This window comes from Bradyrhizobium sp. (assembly GCF_036735945.1).
GTDB lineage: Bacteria > Pseudomonadota > Alphaproteobacteria > Rhizobiales > Xanthobacteraceae > Bradyrhizobium.
The window spans coordinates 1-16,494 of the sequence record NZ_DAINNI010000108.1 but is presented as its reverse complement, the minus strand read 5'-3'; the positions used below and the strand labels follow the sequence as shown (position 1 = coordinate 16,494).

The following is a 16,494-nucleotide window of genomic DNA, read 5'->3' as shown; positions in this document are numbered from 1 at the left end:
GGCTTCGCGCGGTGGCGCAGGCGATGGCGCGCGAACTCGGGCCGAAGAACATCCACGTCGCCCATCTGATCATCGATTCCGGCGTCGACACCGAATGGGTTCGCCAGCGGCGGATCGAGTCGCAGGGGCCTGACGCGGTGAAAGACCCGGATGCGCTGATGCCGCCCGCATCGGTCGCGGAATCCTATTGGCAGCTATATCGGCAGCCACGCAGCGCGTGGACCTTCGAATTGGAGATCCGGCCGTTCAAGGAGCCGTGGTGAGGGACGGCGCCGCGCATTGGGCTGCCGTTTCGTTTTGCGCTACCACTCCGTCCGACAGGAGTGATGCCGATGCCGCTATGGACCTGCGAACAGTGTGGCGCCCAGTTTCCCGATAGCACCGCGCCACCCACCGCGTGCGTGGTTTGCGAGGACGAGCGGCAATATGTCAACTGGAAGGGCCAGACCTGGCTCACCCGCGAGGAGCTGGCGAAGGAGCACAGACTGGTCTGGCGTGACGATCTCGGCATTGCTGGCATCGCCGTCGAGCCCGGTTTTGCGATCGGCCAGCGTGCGCTGCTGGTGCCGGAGGCCGATGGCTGCGTGATGTGGGACTGTGTACCGCTCGCCACGCCCGAGGCCATCGACCACGTTCGTTCGCTTGGCGGCCTGAAGGCGATTGCCGTTTCACATCCGCACTATTACGGCGCGGTCGCGGACTGGAGCGAGGCGTTCGGTGGCGTGCCGGTCTATCTGCACGGCGACGACCGCGCCTTCGTCACACGGCCGCATCCATCCATCGTGCCATGGACCGGCGACAGTCACCGGATATCCGACGACATCCTTCTGGTGCGGACCGGCGGCCATTTCGCCGGCGGCACCGTGCTGCACTGGCGCGCGGGCGCGCAAGGGAAGGGGGCCTTGCTGACCGGGGATGTGGCGATGGTCGCGATGGACCGCCGCTCGCTCTCATTCATGTACAGCTTTCCGAACTACATTCCGCTCAATGCAGCGGCGGTGCGCCGCATTGCCGATGGGGTCGCGCCGCTGGGGTTCGACCGCATCTACGGCGCGTGGTGGGGTCGCAACATCGAAGCCAATGCCAAGGCCGCCTTCGAGATGTCTGTCCGGCGGTATATCGCGGCCATCGCCGGCTGAGGCGACCCTGTCCTAGCGGTTGCCCACGCCGACCGCAGCGGCGCCGCGCGGCAGCGGCGACGGCTTTTGCTCCGGCTGCAGCGGGATGGCGCCCTTTGGCTCGTTGAGCCAGCCGGTGAGGCGCGACATCAGGCCGGGCTGCTCGACCGTCCGCGCCTCCTGCACGAACGGATCGGTGTAGCAGGTTGCGCGCGCGGCCTTGGCGATCCGCGCGACCGCGTCCGTCATCGCCGGCGCGCCGGCGGTGTAGACCACGTCATCCGCCGTCAGTTGCGGCAGATGGTCGGTCGGCCGGCCGCCGCGGACGGCATGCGAGACCTGCTGCGGCTCCGACACCATCGGGATCAGGGTGACGTTCGGAAACAGCGCCAGGCGGCAGAGCGCGGCGTGCATGTATAGCGAGCGCAGGCTCCGCGCCTGGACGATGAACACCATTTCGCGTTTCGGCTGCTCCATGATGGCGGCGACCGCAACCGACCACATCGGCGCAAAGCCGGTGCCGCTGGCGACGAGAACGATGCGGCCCTCATGGCCCTGACGGAAGAACGCGCGGCCGTACGGCCCGGTCAGCTTGACGCGGTGACCGGGGCGGATGTCGTTGCCGAGCGCCGAGGAGACCAGGCCGTCCGAGACCTTGCGGATGTGGAAATGCAAGAGGTGATCGTGCGGCGAGCCTTCCAGCGGAAAGGTCGGGCTGTACGATCTTGCGGGGAATCCCTGGAACTGCAGTTTGCAGTACTGGCCGGGAAGGTAGTCGAGCGGCTTCGGCAGCTCGATGTCGACGCCCACCACATCGGGCGCGAGCTGGACGGTCTGCGCCACTTCCGCCGAAAGCGACACAGGTTCGGGCGCAGGCTCGATCGCAATCTCGAGATCGGAGACGATTCGCGCCTGACAGGCATGGATCATCTCGTCGCCGTGGCTGTGGCCGCCATAGACCTGGCCGTCGACCAGGCGCACGCGGCACGCGCCGCAAACGCCGGAACGGCAATCATGCGGAAGATCGACGCCGTTCATCAGCGCCCAATCGAGCAGGAGGTCGCCGCGGTTCGCCAGATGCGGCTCGTCGTTGATGATGACTTTGCAGATCCTTGACATTCATTCCACCTCGATACGAATAGGACGGACGTGCCGTGTATGTCTGATCTGGCTATGGTCGAACGCAGCGACCCGCATGCGGACGCCGCTCCGGATCGGCACGTCAAACTCGCTTGTGGTGTCGAGCCGCCGCTTCACCTCCAGCGCCCACAGGCCGGAAGCCCAGCGGCTGGCACATCGAATGTCGGCGCGATCGCCTGAAAATTCACCGCCGAGGATGACGCCGGGGATGACGGTTCCGATCGGGATGCGGGCGTCCAGCTCGGTTGAATAGAGCGTCGAATCCTGCTCGGTCATGAACCAGCGCGCGCCGTCGCTTTCGCCGTGCGTGGGATCGAGATCGATATCGCCCAGCGCGTCGGTCGTGGCGGCGACGACCTTGGGCAGTCGCAGCGGCGCAACCAGGCGGCTATGGCGCGGGCCGCCGGTGGAGTCGGCCTCGACCGTGAAATTGTCGCGGTAGTTCGCCGTTCCCGGATCGGGCGCGAAGCCGCCCTTATACGGCACGACGTTCGCCGTCTGCATCGGGGTCGGATTGAGCGGCGGACCGAAATGGGTGTCATCCATCCAGCCGGCCGCGCTGCTCGTCGCCTTCCACTGCCAGACATCGGCGTAACCGGCGGCGGTGTAGTGCAGGCCGCGGCCGCTCATGGTGGCCGGTGCGCTGGCGATCGGCTGCGGCCCTGGATGGAAGGTCCGGCCGCCGGCCAGCGTGACGTCGGAGGTCGTCAGCAACACCGAGAACTTGTCCTCGTTGTACTGATGCTCGTCGCCGACCTGAAAGCCGGAATGCAGCAGATGCCACCCATCTGCCTCCTTGATCAGCGGCAGTTGTTTCAGCGAGCGCGTCGAATCTTCCCAGGTGAAGAGGAAATAGGCGTAGGTGCCGTCATGCACCGCGCGGATTTCGATCCGGGTCTCGCCCTTGCCGTCGAAGTTGCCGCCTTCGCCTGTCAGCAGCGAGAACGGCCTGACGCCGCGCCAGGCCCGATCGGACGTGTCGCCATCGAGGACCGGCGCGTCGGCGGGATTGATGCGGTGGATGTGCACGGTGTCGACCGCCAGACGGTCGGTGGCCACCAGCAGCGAGGCGCCGGTCAGCGCCGCGGCGGCCGCCACGACGAAGGCGTTGGCCTGCAGCGTCGGGTTTCGCGGGCGCGCCGATCCCGCTTTTGGCGGCGTGCGATCCGACTCCGCCGGGCGCCGCATATCGGCGCGCGGCTGCAGCGAGACCTCGTGCGGCGCGGCGGCATGTTCGGATTCCGGCGGACGCGCCGACTGTTCGGCGAGCAGGCCCAGCAGTTCGATGGCGTCGAGCCGCGGCGGCGGCGCCGGCAGCGGGGCTGGACGGAAGATGCGCAAGAGCTGCGAAGCGCCGCCGCTCCTGTACTGCGTCAGGACGTGGAGCACAACGAAGGCGAGGATGACCCAGGTCCCCACCCAATGCAGCATGGCGACGTCGTAGCCGGAGTAGAAGCCGAAATAGAGCAGCCCGCCGCTGACCAGGAGGCCGGACATGGCGATGAAGAAGATCCAGTACATCAGGGCAATCACCGCGCCGAGCCTCGCATGCCCGCGGCGGAACAGGCCGCGCAGGCGAACCCTGTCGACCTGGACGCGGCGCCCGAGGCCGGAGCGCAGCATGTAGACGATGTAGCCGATCGCCACGGCGACGAGGACGATGGCCGCCTGCATGTGGGCGACCCATACGCTGTCGCGCGGCAGTACGAGGTCGAACCAGTTGATCCAGGTCCGGTCGGGCGTTTCGGTCGCAATGCGCAGACCGGTAACGAGCGCAACGGCGAATGCCGCGACGAACGTCCAGTGCAGAATGATGGTCCCATAGTCGGTCTTACGCTGCCTCACACCTACGCCCCGCTACTTCGCTTCTGGAGCAGCAACCACGCCGGTTCCACCAACCGCCGATGTCGCTGAATTGTTTTTGATGGTGGTCTCTTGTTGCCGAGACCCTCGTTTATTGATCGCCCTTGGCGAACCGGGGGCAACGAACGCATCTTCGTCCGCCCGCCGCGTCAGCCGGACCGGCGAACGCGCTTCTCTTGATGAATCGGCCTCCAGCGTCCCCGGAGCATCGGGAACGCTGGAGGTCGTGCCGCGCGCCGCTATCCCCACAAGTGATGCAGATGCGACAGTTCGGGGGCCGGTGAATGCTCGTGATCGGCGATCGCCGGTGCGGCGAGGTCGGCGACCACAATTTCCACGGGCTCGCTTGCAGCGGCAGCCGCCGGCGTCGCCTCCGCGACCGGCGTTCCCAGCACCTCGGCGACCGTCACGCCGTCCGTGTTGTAGGTGCCTCCGCCCGCCGGAACACTGCTGCCGCCGATATCGACCGCATTGCCGTGCATCTGGTCGGCTGCCGCGGTGACGAGGTTCGCGTTGCCGGTCTGCAAGCCCTTGATCATTGCAGCGATCTCGACGCCGAGCGTGCCGCCCTGATCCGCGCCGAGGTCGGTGACGCCCTTCTCGAACGCCTTCAGATCGTCGATCAGCGCGGCGATGGCCTTGGCGTCGTTGCTGCCGACGAGATCGACGGCCTGTTTTCCGAGCGCATTGGACTGCGCGATGAAATTGGCCACCAACGTCGTCTCGACGGCAGTGTCGAGATGTATCGGATCCGGAGCGAGGGTGTTCGGCGTGGCGGGCGCGCTGCCGTCGTGCGGCGCCAGATCCGCCAGCTTGGCATCGCCCTGGATGAGCTCGATGATGTCGTGGATATTGTCGTTGCTGGCCTGCGCAGCGGTCGGGCTGATGTCGGCGTCGTTGATGTAAACCAGCTCGAGTTGCAGCTGCTGCACGATCTTGTCGGCGTGCTCGCCGGTCAGCCCGTCGAACAGTTTGGGGTCGGCCGCCATCAGCGCCTGGATGTCCGATATCACGGCGTTGATGTCATCGCTGATCTGCGCCCGGTTGTCGTCGTTGACGCCGCCAAGGATCTGGCTGGTGACATCGTCGAACAGCGCGCCGATCTCGGTGAGATTGTGCGGCTTCGCATCGCCGGCCGGTTCCGGCGGCGGCGTGTCAGGCGCCGGACTGGCCAGCACGAGATCGGTGGTGACGGCATTGATGATGCTGAGCTGGCTGGCGCGAATCGTTTCCTGTGCCGCGGCGGCGCCGCCGGACAGGCCCGCGGCGCTCGACGTGGCGTTGGCTGCCGAAATGGCGCTGGTGAGGTCGGACAGGATCGCCTGAACATGGCCGAGCCTGGCGCCGGAAAACTGCCCTGCATTGACCTCGGCCATCAGATTGTTCTGCACCATGGCGAGATCGTTGGTCTGGTGCGCGATGCTGCTGGCCACCGGCGTGGTCTGGTCGACGACGTTTGGCGACGAAACGTCGACCGTCGGACGCACCACGCCGTTGAAGGTGGCGCCGAGGTCGGAGAAGCTCGAACCGATGGGGCGTGGCGCGGGTTCGTTGGCCTGCGGCGTCTCGTCTGATGGCGCCAGCGGCGGCGAGGCCGGAGCGACCGGCGGACTGGCGACTTCATTGTTCGGGAGATCGGGATCAAGATCGGGCTGATCTCCGTAAGCGAAACGAGCCATTGTTCGTCCCCTGCATTTCCGTGGACTTCCTGACGGGTGCGCGCTGCCATCCGCCGGGGAGCGGGATGTCCGCACAACGAAAGATCATCAAGCTTCGTGGCGTCATTCGGCCGAGACGGCGACCATTGAGCGCCGAAGCAAGGTTATAGACGGACGAATCCGTGACGCTGGCCGCGCCGAAAAATGACGAGCGAGGTGGCGTGCGGGAACGCGTTTCTTCCGCGCGCTTCGCAACCATTCGAGATGCCTTCGGGTTTCGTCCGCTTCGTGGTGCGTCGCCGCGGAACTGTAGAGGCCTTTGCCATCGTTCTACCCACGCGCGAACGTGAACAATCGGCGTTCGTCGCATTCTCGTCGAAAAATGGACCGCATCGCGCGTCAAGGAGACCAGCAGGAATATCCGCCGGTCGTGTGGGTCGAAGGGCAGTTCAATGAGTATGGCTCAAGGCCAGCCACAGGCGCGAGCAGCGCAAATGTCGCGCGCAATCTCCGGCCTGCGTTCGACGCTGGCCGGCGACGATCCCGTTGCGACCGCGCTGCGCGCGAGTGCGCGCCGCATGATCGGCGTCGCCGTGTTCAGCGGCGTCATCAACATCCTGATGCTGTCGGGCTCGGTCTACATGCTGCAGGTGTACGACCGGGTGATTCCGAGCCGTAACCTCGCGACCCTGTTCGGCCTGTCCGTGATGGTGCTGCTCGCCTATGTGGTGCAGGGCTATTTCGACGCGATGCGGTCGCGGATGCTGTGCCGGATCGCAACGCTGTTCGACGCCGGCCTGCAGTCCTCCATCCATTGGGCGCTCGCCACCCTGCCGCTGCGCGGCGTCAAGCCGGTGCTGATGCAGCAGCCGCTGCGCGATCTCGACCAGGTGCGCACCTTCATGTCGGGCATGGGGCCGACGGCGTTTCTGGACATGCCGTGGATCCCGCTCTTTCTGCTCGGTCTGTTTCTGTTTCATCCGGTGATCGGTTTCACGGCGCTGGCCGGCACCGTAGCCATCATTTCCATGACCCTGGTGAACGAGCGGATCTCGCGCGGCGCGGCCAAGTCGGCGATGGATATGAATGCGCAGCGCCAGGTGCTCGCGGATGCGACGCAGCGCAACGCCGAGATCGTGCGGGCGCTCGGCATGACCGACCGATTGACGACGCGCTGGTCGCACGCCAACGAGCGCTATCTGCAGGAAAATATCCGCTCGACCGACGTGCAGGCCAATCTCGGCTCGGCCGCGAAGGTGCTGCGCTACGTGCTGCAATCGGCCATGCTCGGCATGGGCGCCTATCTCGTCATTGCCGACAAGGCTTCGGGCGGCATCATGATCGCGTCCTCGATCCTGATGGGGCGCGCGCTGGCGCCGGTCGAAATCGCGCTCGGCACCTGGAAGCAGCTCGCGGCCGCCCGCCAGGGACTGGCACGCCTGCGCGACATCTGCAAGGCGACCGCGCCGCCGCCGACGCCGCCGGTGATGCTGCCGCGCCCGGGCCGCGAATTGTCCGTGCAGAATCTCGCGGTGGCGGCACCCGGCTTCGACATGCCGATCGTCTCCGGCGTCTCGTTTTCGCTCAAGGCCGGCTCCGGGCTGGCGCTGCTCGGAGCGAGCGCGTCGGGCAAGACGTCGCTGTCGAAGGCGCTGGTCGGAATCTGGCCGGCGCATCGCGGCGCCGTGCGGCTCGACGGCGCGGCGCTCGATCAATGGCGCAACGAGGATCTCGGCCGCCACATCGGCTATCTGCCGCAGGATGTCGGCCTGTTCGACGGCACCGTCGCCGAGAACATCTGCCGTTTCGAGGAAAACGCGGATTCCAACGCCATCCTCAAGGCCGCGCAGATCGCCGGCGTCCATGACATCATCCTGCGCCTGCCGGAGGGCTATGCGACGCGGATCGGGGCCGGCGGCATGTCGCTGTCGGCCGGCCAGAAGCAGCGCGTCGGGCTGGCGCGCGCGGTGTATGGCGATCCCTTCCTGCTGGTGCTCGACGAGCCCAACGCCAACCTCGATGCCGACGGTGAAAATGCGCTGACGCGCGCCATCGGGATCATGCGCCAGAACAAGTCCATCGTCGTCGTCATCTCGCATCGTCCGAGCGCGCTCTCCGCGCTCGACATGACGATGGTGCTCTATGAAGGCAAGGCGATCGCGTTCGGGCCGAGCGCGGAAGTTTTCGCGCGCGTCCGCAACGCCAACGGCAAGGGCGCGCCCACGCCGGCGCCGGCGCAGCCTGCACCGCAGGCCAAGGCCGAGCCGCGTGCGTCACTTGCCGAGAGTGTTCCATCATGAAGAGTTTCGATCGCGCCGACGACAGAGCGATGCGGAGCCGGTTCGAAGGAACGGATGAGGAAGCCGCCGGGCCGCAGGGCCAGGCGCTGATTCTCGAATTGCAGCGGTTGCGCCAGGCTTTCGAGCAGGATAATCAGCCGGAGCAGCGGCAACCGTCTCGCCGTCCTTCGCCGCAGGACGACGGTGCGGCGGCGCGCCGCCCGCGTCCGGGCCGCCCGAAGCGGAGCAGGAAGGGCAAGGTCGGGCGCGTGCTCGATGCCTGGCTCAGCCCGTTCGGATCGTCCCAACCTGATCATGTCGATATCGAGCCGCCGGCGCCGCGCGGCCGCCGCACGCGCGAGCCGCAATTTGTGCCACCCCAACCGTCGCCGGGCCGCATGCGCGAAGCCGCGGACAAGGCGCGGCGGCACGAGCGGCAGGCGCGGGGCCCGATGTTCGCGCCCGACGATCCCTCGCTTCTGAACATTCCGAGGGCGCGGCCGGAGCTGTTGCGGATCGACGAGCGGCGGGAGCCGCCTCGCCTCGAGGCGCCGCAATTGGCGCCGCCGAATACGGCCGGCGCGGTGACGTCAGATCGTTCGATGACGAACGTCGTCCGCAACGGCCTGACCGCCGGCGTCGCCTTCCTCGCGAACAGCAATGCATCGGCGGAAGCGGTCGCGCCCGGCGAGAGCATCACGCAGCATGCGGGCCGCGCCTTCGAGAACGAATTGCGCACCGGCTTGCGGGCGCTGATCATTGTCGGCGGCCTCGCCGGCGGCTGGATGGCGTTCGTGCCGTTGTCGGGCGCCGTCGTGGTGCCGGGCAATCTGGTGGTGCAGTCCAACGTCAAGGCGATCCAGCACCCGACCGGCGGCGTGGTGGCGAAGATCGCCGTCAACAACGGCATGCGGGTCAATGCCGGCGATCTGCTGCTGCGGCTGGATTCGACGCAGGCGCAGGCCAGCCTTCAGGTGGTGAGCAAGCAGCTCGACGAGGTGCGGGCGAAGGGCTCGCGCCTGGTCGCCGAGCGCGACGGCCTGCCCAAGCCGGCGATCCCGCCGGAATTGTCGACCCGGCTGGAGGACGCCAACGTCAAGACGCTGCTCGCCTCCGAAGCTTCGCTGTTCAGGGCGCGGGTGACCGCGCGCGAGAGCCAGAAGCAATTGTTGCAGAGCAAGGTCTCGCAGCTCGGCGAGGAGATCATCGGCCTCGACGCCCAGGTCGTGTCCAAGGCCAAGCAGCTGGAGCTGATCACCGGCGAACTCACCGGCGTCCAGGATCTGTTCGAAAAGCGTCTGGTGCCGCTGGCGCGGCTTACGACCCTGCAGCGCGAGAGCGCGCGAATCGAAGGCGAACGCGGCCAGTTGATCTCGACCATCGCCGAGACCAGGGCCAAGGTCGACGAGGCCAAGCTTCAGATGGTCAGGCTCGACCAGGATGTCCGCACCGAAGTCGTCAAGGAGCTCGGCGAAGTCCAGGGCAAGGAAGCTGAGCTCTCGGAGCGCGCCGTCGCCGCGCGCGACGTGCTCGAACGCATCGAGCTGCGCGCTCCGACCTCGGGCGTGGTCCACCAGCTTGCCGCCCATACCATCGGCGGCGTGATTCGCGCCGGCGACACCATCATGGAGGTGGTGCCGGATTCCGACGATCTGCAGATCGAGGCGCGGCTGCAACCGAACGACATCGACCAGGTGCGCAAGGGCCAGCAGGCTTTCGTCCGTTTCTCGGCATTCAACCAGCGCGTCACGCCGCAATTGATCGGGCAGGTGTCGTTCGTCTCGCCCGACACGACCCGCGACCAGCAGAGCGGCATGTCCTATTTCACCGTCCGCATCATGCTGCCGGAAGAGGAGCGCCGGCTTCTCGCCGGGCTGAAGCTTGTCTCCGGCATGCCCGCGGAAGTGTTCATGCAGACCGGCAGCCGCACCATGCTGAGCTACCTGTTCAAGCCGATCCTGGACCAGTTCCAGCGTGCCTTCGTCGAGCGGTGAGGGGGGCAAGCAGGGGCTTCAGGCGTTCTCGCAAACTTGCCACTTCGGATGGCCGCGCTATATCAGGGCTTTCCGTCCTGCCTTGTGCCGATTGCGAGACCCGTATGACCGCTTCCGCTGCCCCCGAATCCCAGCCGTTCCAGGCCGAGGTCGCCGAACTCCTGAACCTGATGGTGCACTCGGTCTATTCGGAGACCGACATCTTCCTGCGCGAGTTGATCTCAAACGCGTCGGACGCCTGCGACAAGCTGCGCTATGAGGCGATCGCCGCGCCTGAGCTGATCGCCGATGGCGCGCCGCCAAGAATCCGCATCGTGCCGGACAAGAAGGCCGACACGCTCAGCGTGATCGACAGCGGCATCGGCATGGACCGGCAGGAACTGATCGACAATCTCGGCACCATCGCGCGCTCCGGCACCAGGTCGTTCCTGTCCCGCCTCACCGAGGCCAAGGACGGCGCTAACCTGATCGGCCAGTTCGGCGTCGGCTTCTATGCCGCGTTCATGGTCGCCGACCGCATCGTCGTCACCAGCCGCCGCGCCGGCTCCGATCAGGCGTTCGTCTGGTCGTCTTCGGGCGGCAGCGGATTCGAGATCGCGCCGGCCGGCGAGGAAGACGCCGCCCGCGTCACGCGTGGCACCGAGATCGTCCTGCATCTGAAGAAGGAGGCGGCGAAATATCTCGAGGCCTACGAGATCGAGCGCATTGTCCGTGCTTATTCTGACAATATCCAGTTCCCGATCGAACTGGTGCCGGAGGAGGGCGAGCCGCGCCAGATCAATTCCGCCAGCGCGCTCTGGCAGCGGCCGAAATCGGAGCTCAAGCCGGAAGACTACAAACAGGCCTACCAGCAGGCCGCCGGCGCATTCGACGAGCCGGCGATGACGCTGCATTACCGCGCCGAAGGCCGGCAGTCCTACGCGGTGCTGCTGTTCGCGCCGTCGAACAAACCGTTCGATCTGTTCGACCAGGCGCGCAAGGGCAAGGTCAAGCTCTATGTCCGCCGCGTCTTCATCGCTGACGACGCCGACCTCCTGCCGGCCTATTTGCGCTTCATCCGCGGCGTGATCGACAGCGAAGACCTGCCGCTCAACATTTCGCGAGAGATGCTGCAGAACAACCCGCAACTCGCGCAGATCCGCAAAGCCGTAACCGGCCGCGTGATCTCGGAACTGGAAAGTCTCGGCGACAAGGAGCCGGAGGCGTTCGCCAAGATCTGGGACGCGTTCGGTGCCGTGATCAAGGAAGGCATCTGGGAAGATTTCGAGCGGCGCGAAAAGCTGCTCGGCCTGTCGCGCTTTACCACGACCAGGGGCGAGAACCGCACGCTGAAGCAGTATGTCGACGACATCAGGCCGAACCAGACCGACATCTACTATCTCACCGGCGACAGCATCGAGCGGCTGAAGTCGAATCCGAAGCTGGAGTCGGCCACCGCCCGCGGCATCGAGGTGCTGCTGCTGACCGATCCGGTTGATGCGTTCTGGACCTCGGCGCCGCTCGATTTCGGCGGCAAGCCGCTGAAGTCGTTGAGCCAGGGCGATATCGATTTCGGCCTGATCCCGCTGCTCGACGACAAGGCCGACGACAGGAAGGACGAGCCGGGCGCGGACGAAGCCACCACGATCGCCTTGATCAAGGATGCGCTCGGCGAGCGCGTCTCCGACGTGCGCGCCTCGCAGCGGCTGACCTCGAGCGCCTCGTGCCTGGTCGCCGGCGGCGGCGCGCAGGACCGCATGCTCGAGCGGCTGCTGGCGATGCAGAACAAGGGGCCGGTGACCAAGCCGATCCTGGAGATCAATCTGCGCCACCCTTTGGTCGCCGCGATTGCCGGCGGCAAGGACGCGGCAAAAGACTTGTCGTTCCTGCTGCTGGAGCAGGCGCAAATCCTCGATGGCGAACTGCCGGAAGATCCGGCCGCGTTTGCGAACCGGCTCAATCAACTGGTGCTGCGGGGGCTGGCGAAGGGGTAGGATTTTTCGCCGCGCGCTGAACCGGATTCCAGTTCCGGCCGTAGCTGCCACAAAGCTGGGGTAGCCGAGATCGCCATGACGACGCTTGACGGCACCGACATCTTCTACGGCGCGATTCCGGTCTTTCGCGGCTTTGGCAGCCTGATGGACCCTGCGATGTATTCGGCGCTGCCGGACGACTGGGCCGTCGGCGTCGCCGACATCGTGGAATCGACCAAGGCGATCGCAAACCAGCGCTACAAGGCGGTCAACATGGCCGGCGCCGCCGTCATCGCTGGTGTCACCAATGCGCTCGACGGGCGCGAATTTCCGTTCGTGTTCGGCGGCGATGGCGCGAGCTTTGCGGTGGCGCCGAGCGACCTCGCGCGCGCCCGCGAGGCGCTGGCGGCAACCGCAACATGGGTGCGGGAAGATCTCGACCTCGTGATGCGGGTGGCGCTGGTGCCGGTGCGGGACATCCGCGCGCAAGGCCTCGATATCCGCGTTGCCCGCTTCGGCCCCTCGGCCAATCTTTCCTACGCGATGTTTTCCGGCGGCGGGCTGGGCTGGGCGGACGCGGCGATGAAGCGCGGCGAGTTTGCGGTGGCGGCCGCGCCGCCGGGTTCGCAGCCGGATCTCTCCGGGCTGTCGTGCCGGTTCGAGGAAATCCCCGCTACGCGCGGGCTCATTCTGTCCGTGCTGGTGGTGCCCGCCAGCGGCGCCGATCCGCGCGCCTTCCGCAGGGTGATCGAGGACATCATCAGCCTGGTCGAGGAAAGCCCGGACGCCGGACGGCCGGTGCCGCCGGGCGGTCCGCCGCTGCGCTGGCCGCCGGCCGGCGTCGAGTACGAAGCCCGCGCCGCACGCGGCGGCCCGCTGCTGAAGCGGCGCACGGTCGTGCTTGCGATCACGTTATGGGCCTATGTCGTGATGCGCTTCGGCATCAAGGTCGGCAATTTCGTGCCGAAGAACTATGTGCAGCAGGTGGTGGAGAATTCCGACTTCCGCAAATATGACGACGGCCTGCGCATGATCCTCGACTGCACCGTCGAACTGGAGCGCGCGCTGGCCGAATTTCTTGCCAGGGCGGCGTCGGAGAAAATCGTGCGCTACGGCCTGCACCGGCAGGACGCCGCGATGATGACCTGCTTCACGCCCTCGGTGATGCGCAGCGACCACGTCCACTTCATCGACGGCGCCCGCGGCGGCTACGCGTCTGCGGCAACCGCGCTGAAGGCGATGGCGGCGTAGATGCCGTAGGGTAAAGCTTCGTAGGGTGGGCAGAGGAGCGCCAGCGACGTGCCCACCATCTCTCCAAGTTCGCCGCACTGAATGGTGGGCACGCTTCGCTTTGCCCACCCGAGAATCGCTACCTCCCCACCCGCGTCCAGGTCTCGCCGCCGCAGAGCGCGCCGACGCAGCCTTCGACGCGCAGCGTATCCGGTCCGGCCATCGAGATGCTGCTCGCATAGGTGCCGCCGTCGTCGGCGTTGTAGATCTGGCCCGACCATTTGTTGGCGGCTATCGGCCGCATGGCGCTGAACAAGGAGAGCCCTATCATCGGTCGCTTCTTCAGCGCCGGATTGGGATTCTTGTCGTCGACCTGCGGCTTGCCGGTGGCCGGATCGATCGGCTCCTTCAGGCCGATGATCACGCCGCAGATGCCGCCGCCGCACTTGCTGATCTTGACCCGCGCGTCGCCGGCCTGGGTCAGCCAGACGCCGTTCGGCTCAGCGGCGCCTTGCGCCAGCGCGGAGGTAGCGGACAGCAATGCCGCCGTGACAGCGATCACGAGAATTCTTGTGCAGGCCATGAATCATTCCTTCGGAAAAAGCAGGCCTGCTTAGCAACAAATCAGATTCGCGCAACGTACGATTGCGTGTGCGGGAATGGCTGAGGCTATTTGCTCCAGTCGGTGAGGCGCACCGACAGCGCGGTGCCGAGGCCGTAGACGACCATCGCTGCGCCGACCAGCGCGAACAAGGTCCAGGCCGGCGCGCCCGCCGAGGCCAGCAGCCAGCCACCGCCGCCGACGATCAATAGCCGTGCGGTGCCGGCCATCACGGGCCCGCCGACCTTCGCGGCCCCCTGCGAAGAGAAATAGAGGCAGACGCCCAGCCCGAAAAAGGCGAAGGCAGGGCCCGCCCAGACCAGATAGGTGGAAGCCGCCGCGGTCACGCCGGGATCGCTGGTGAACATCGAGATCCAGAGGAACGGCATCACCGCGACAATGAGCCCGATCGCGCCCACCGTGACGGCGGCCGCGGCGCCCGCGGTCCACGCCACCTGCCGCGCGCGCGTCACGAGGCCCGCGCCCATCGCCATCCCGACCATCGGCACCGAGGCGACGCCGAAGGCGAACGAGATCGGCGTCAGCAGGAATTCCAGCCGCGAGCCCATGCCATAGCCCGCCAGCGTCTCGGTGCCGTAGCCGGCGAGGATCTTGGTGAAGATCAGCACCGTCAGCACGGTCTGCAGCGGCGACAGGCAGGACACCGCGCCCACCTTGAGAATGTCGAAGAACATGTCGCGCTGGAGCGTGAAGCCCTTCAGCTTCAGCGTCAGCCGGCTCTGGCCGGAGAGCAGGTACCAGGCGAGAAACAGCGCGCCGAGCGTGAAGGCGGTGAGCTGGCCCGCGGCGACGCCGCCCATGCCGTATTTCGGCAGGCCGAACAGCCCAAGGCCCAATGCGCCGCCGACCGCGATCTGTACCAGCGCGGTGCCGATCAGCGTCACCGAGGGGATCCGCATGTCGCCGGTGCCGCGCACCACCGAGGCCAGCGTATTGACCAGCCAGATCGAAATCGCCCCGGCGAACAGCACGTGGGAATATTGCATGGCCTCGTCAAGCACGCCGCCGCGCCCGCCGAGCAGCGTGTAGAACGCGCGGCCGAACACCAGCATCGTCACGGTAAAGAACAGGCCGGCGCAGGCGCCGATCATCGCCGCATGCAGCGCCAGCGTCGCCGCGCGGTCGCGATCGCCCGCGCCGAGCGCGCGGCTGATCGCGGAGGAAACGCCGCCGCCCATCGCGCCGGCCGACATCATCTGCGTCAGCATGAGGAAGGGAAACACCAGCGCGATGCCGGCGAGCGGCTCGGTGCCGAGGCGGCCGATATAGGAAGTCTCGGCGACTGCCACCAGCGTCGTGCCGACCATCGCGATCGCATTGGGAAGCGCGAGTTTCAGGAGCGTCCGCAGGATCGGGGAGGTAAGGATCGCGTTGGTCGGCGCTGACGGAACCGCGGCGGGACGCACGTCGATCGGGGCATCAATGGTCATACGTCACCGGTGATTCAAATCAATGGATTATGGATGACATATTATCCGGCTTGTCCGCGCCAGGGCACCTGTTGCAAATGCAGGGGTCACCACGGCAGGCCGCATAGGTCGATTATTCCATCGCGCGGCTTGCGCGTGAAATCGAATATGTAGGGAGCCATGACATCGAAGCGAATTCTTCCCCCAGGCTGCTCGGCATAGACCTCGCCCTCAAAACGATGCCAGCCGCGCGCCTGATAGAACGCTTCGTTGTGCGGCTCACAGAACAGAATCGCGAACCTGACGGCCTCGTGATCGCGCAGCGTCCTGACCGCGGCGTTCAGCGCCAGGGTGGCGTAGCCGCGGCCGCGGCAGTCCTGGCGCGTCGAAACGCCGCCGATGCCGCCGATCTGCACCTTGCGCCCGTCCCAGGTGCCGGTGCGGAAGTAGACGCCGACATGGCAGGCAAGGCCGGGATCGGGCGAATCCTCCGGCGCGTCGATCAGCACGCGCAAATCCGCATGGGCCCATTTGACGCGGCCCCAGGGCAGTTTTTCCACGACATGGCGTGGCCAGACCGCCTGCATCAGCGGCTCGGCCTTCGGCCATGACGAATCCCCGTTCAGGACATCGATTTCAATGCTCATTTCGCCGCCATGTTGTGCCAGACCTGCGGGTCCGAGGCCCGTCATACGCCGGGCGCGGGACGGGCCTTACCGAAGACCTCGGCCGTTTTGCCAAATTGCGGTGTTTATGCGCAATGGAACCTTCTATAAGAAATCCCGTTAGATTGCTCTCCCATCAGTTCGGACATCACGCCATGACCTTCACGCTGCCCAATCTGCCCTATTCCCACGACGCCCTTGCGCCCCACATGTCCAAGGAAACGCTGGAATACCACCACGACAAGCATCACCAGGCTTACGTGACCAACGGAAACAATGCGATCAAGGGGACCGAGTTCGAAGGCAAGTCCCTCGAGGACATCGTCAAGGGCTCGTTCGGCAAGAACCCGGCCGTGTTCAACAATGCCGGCCAGCACTACAACCACCTGCATTTCTGGAACTGGATGAAGCCGAACGGCGGCGGCAGCAAGCTGCCCGGCCGCCTGGAAAAGAAGATCGCCGAGGACCTCGGCGGCCTCGACAAGTTCAAGGCCGATTTCGCCGCCGCTGGCGTCGGCCAGTTCGGCTCCGGCTGGTGCTGGCTGTCGGTCAAGAACGGCAAGC

12 protein-coding genes and 1 pseudogene are annotated in these 16,494 nt (G+C 66.3%); 7 read left to right on the top strand and 6 right to left on the bottom strand.

What is annotated here, in order from left to right:
• A pseudogene (locus V7E26_RS23875) lies at window positions 1-263 on the top strand (short-chain dehydrogenase); the annotation flags it as partial.
• Between the two features lie 69 nt (window positions 264-332).
• Window positions 333-1,139, top strand: coding sequence for an MBL fold metallo-hydrolase (locus tag V7E26_RS23870; RefSeq protein ID WP_324420914.1), 807 nt, complete (start codon window positions 333-335; stop codon window positions 1,137-1,139).
• 12 nt (window positions 1,140-1,151) lie between these two features.
• Here the strand turns inward: V7E26_RS23870 and V7E26_RS23865 are convergent, their stop codons facing one another.
• From V7E26_RS23865 to V7E26_RS23855, 3 genes are all read right to left on the bottom strand, one after another.
• Window positions 1,152-2,237, bottom strand: coding sequence for a 2Fe-2S iron-sulfur cluster-binding protein (locus tag V7E26_RS23865; RefSeq protein WP_324420912.1), 1,086 nt, complete (start codon window positions 2,235-2,237; stop codon window positions 1,152-1,154).
• Entirely contained in the window at window positions 2,238-4,103 is a 1,866-nt protein-coding gene (locus V7E26_RS23860) for an ethylbenzene dehydrogenase-related protein (RefSeq protein WP_324420910.1), read from the bottom strand.
• Between the two features lie 257 nt (window positions 4,104-4,360).
• Window positions 4,361-5,800, bottom strand: coding sequence for a hypothetical protein (locus V7E26_RS23855; protein WP_324420908.1), 1,440 nt, complete (start codon window positions 5,798-5,800; stop codon window positions 4,361-4,363).
• Window positions 5,801-6,357: 557 nt separating this feature from the next.
• Between V7E26_RS23855 and V7E26_RS23850 the strand changes: the two genes are divergently transcribed.
• The 4 genes from V7E26_RS23850 to V7E26_RS23835 all read left to right on the top strand — a co-directional run bounded on the left by V7E26_RS23850 (window position 6,358) and on the right by V7E26_RS23835 (window position 13,255).
• Window positions 6,358-8,079, top strand: a complete 1,722-nt coding sequence (locus V7E26_RS23850; protein WP_324420916.1) for a type I secretion system permease/ATPase — start codon at window positions 6,358-6,360, stop codon at window positions 8,077-8,079.
• Entirely contained in the window at window positions 8,076-10,052 is a 1,977-nt protein-coding gene (locus V7E26_RS23845; protein WP_324420906.1) for an HlyD family type I secretion periplasmic adaptor subunit, read from the top strand. The genes V7E26_RS23850 and V7E26_RS23845 overlap by 4 nt, the downstream gene beginning before the upstream one ends.
• 104 nt (window positions 10,053-10,156) lie before the next feature.
• Entirely contained in the window at window positions 10,157-12,025 is a 1,869-nt protein-coding gene (htpG, locus tag V7E26_RS23840) for a molecular chaperone HtpG (protein ID WP_324420904.1), read from the top strand.
• 75 nt (window positions 12,026-12,100) lie between these two features.
• A complete protein-coding gene (locus V7E26_RS23835) occupies window positions 12,101-13,255 on the top strand; it encodes a DUF3095 domain-containing protein (RefSeq protein ID WP_324420902.1) in 1,155 nt (384 codons plus the stop codon).
• 118 nt (window positions 13,256-13,373) lie between these two features.
• On the opposite strand, the gene V7E26_RS23830 is transcribed toward V7E26_RS23835, so the two are convergent.
• From V7E26_RS23830 to V7E26_RS23820, 3 genes are all read right to left on the bottom strand, one after another.
• Entirely contained in the window at window positions 13,374-13,817 is a 444-nt protein-coding gene (locus V7E26_RS23830; RefSeq protein ID WP_324420900.1) for a DUF2147 domain-containing protein, read from the bottom strand.
• A gap of 86 nt (window positions 13,818-13,903) precedes the next feature.
• Entirely contained in the window at window positions 13,904-15,286 is a 1,383-nt protein-coding gene (locus V7E26_RS23825) for an MATE family efflux transporter (RefSeq protein WP_324420899.1), read from the bottom strand.
• 86 nt (window positions 15,287-15,372) lie between these two features.
• A complete protein-coding gene (locus tag V7E26_RS23820; RefSeq protein ID WP_324420896.1) occupies window positions 15,373-15,912 on the bottom strand; it encodes a GNAT family N-acetyltransferase in 540 nt (179 codons plus the stop codon).
• 173 nt (window positions 15,913-16,085) lie between these two features.
• On the opposite strand from V7E26_RS23820, the gene V7E26_RS23815 reads away from it, so the two are divergent.
• Window positions 16,086-16,494: superoxide dismutase (locus V7E26_RS23815; RefSeq protein ID WP_324420894.1), on the top strand; the 409-nt coding region annotated here is incomplete at its 3' end.

Bases quoted from the DNA above. Each gene is read 5' to 3' on its own strand.
- V7E26_RS23870 (WP_324420914.1), top strand. From the start codon at position 333: ATGCCGCTATGGACCTGCGAACAGTGTGGCGCCCAGTTTCCCGATAGC.
- V7E26_RS23865 (WP_324420912.1), bottom strand. From the start codon at position 2,237: ATGTCAAGGATCTGCAAAGTCATCATCAACGACGAGCCGCATCTGGCG.
- V7E26_RS23855 (WP_324420908.1), bottom strand. From the start codon at position 5,800: ATGGCTCGTTTCGCTTACGGAGATCAGCCCGATCTTGATCCCGATCTC.
- V7E26_RS23850 (WP_324420916.1), top strand. From the start codon at position 6,358: ATGATCGGCGTCGCCGTGTTCAGCGGCGTCATCAACATCCTGATGCTG.
- V7E26_RS23845 (WP_324420906.1), top strand. From the start codon at position 8,076: ATGAAGAGTTTCGATCGCGCCGACGACAGAGCGATGCGGAGCCGGTTC.
- htpG (WP_324420904.1), top strand. From the start codon at position 10,157: ATGACCGCTTCCGCTGCCCCCGAATCCCAGCCGTTCCAGGCCGAGGTC.
- V7E26_RS23835 (WP_324420902.1), top strand. From the start codon at position 12,101: ATGACGACGCTTGACGGCACCGACATCTTCTACGGCGCGATTCCGGTC.
- V7E26_RS23830 (WP_324420900.1), bottom strand. From the start codon at position 13,817: ATGGCCTGCACAAGAATTCTCGTGATCGCTGTCACGGCGGCATTGCTG.
- V7E26_RS23825 (WP_324420899.1), bottom strand. From the start codon at position 15,286: ATGACCATTGATGCCCCGATCGACGTGCGTCCCGCCGCGGTTCCGTCA.
- V7E26_RS23820 (WP_324420896.1), bottom strand. From the start codon at position 15,912: ATGAGCATTGAAATCGATGTCCTGAACGGGGATTCGTCATGGCCGAAG.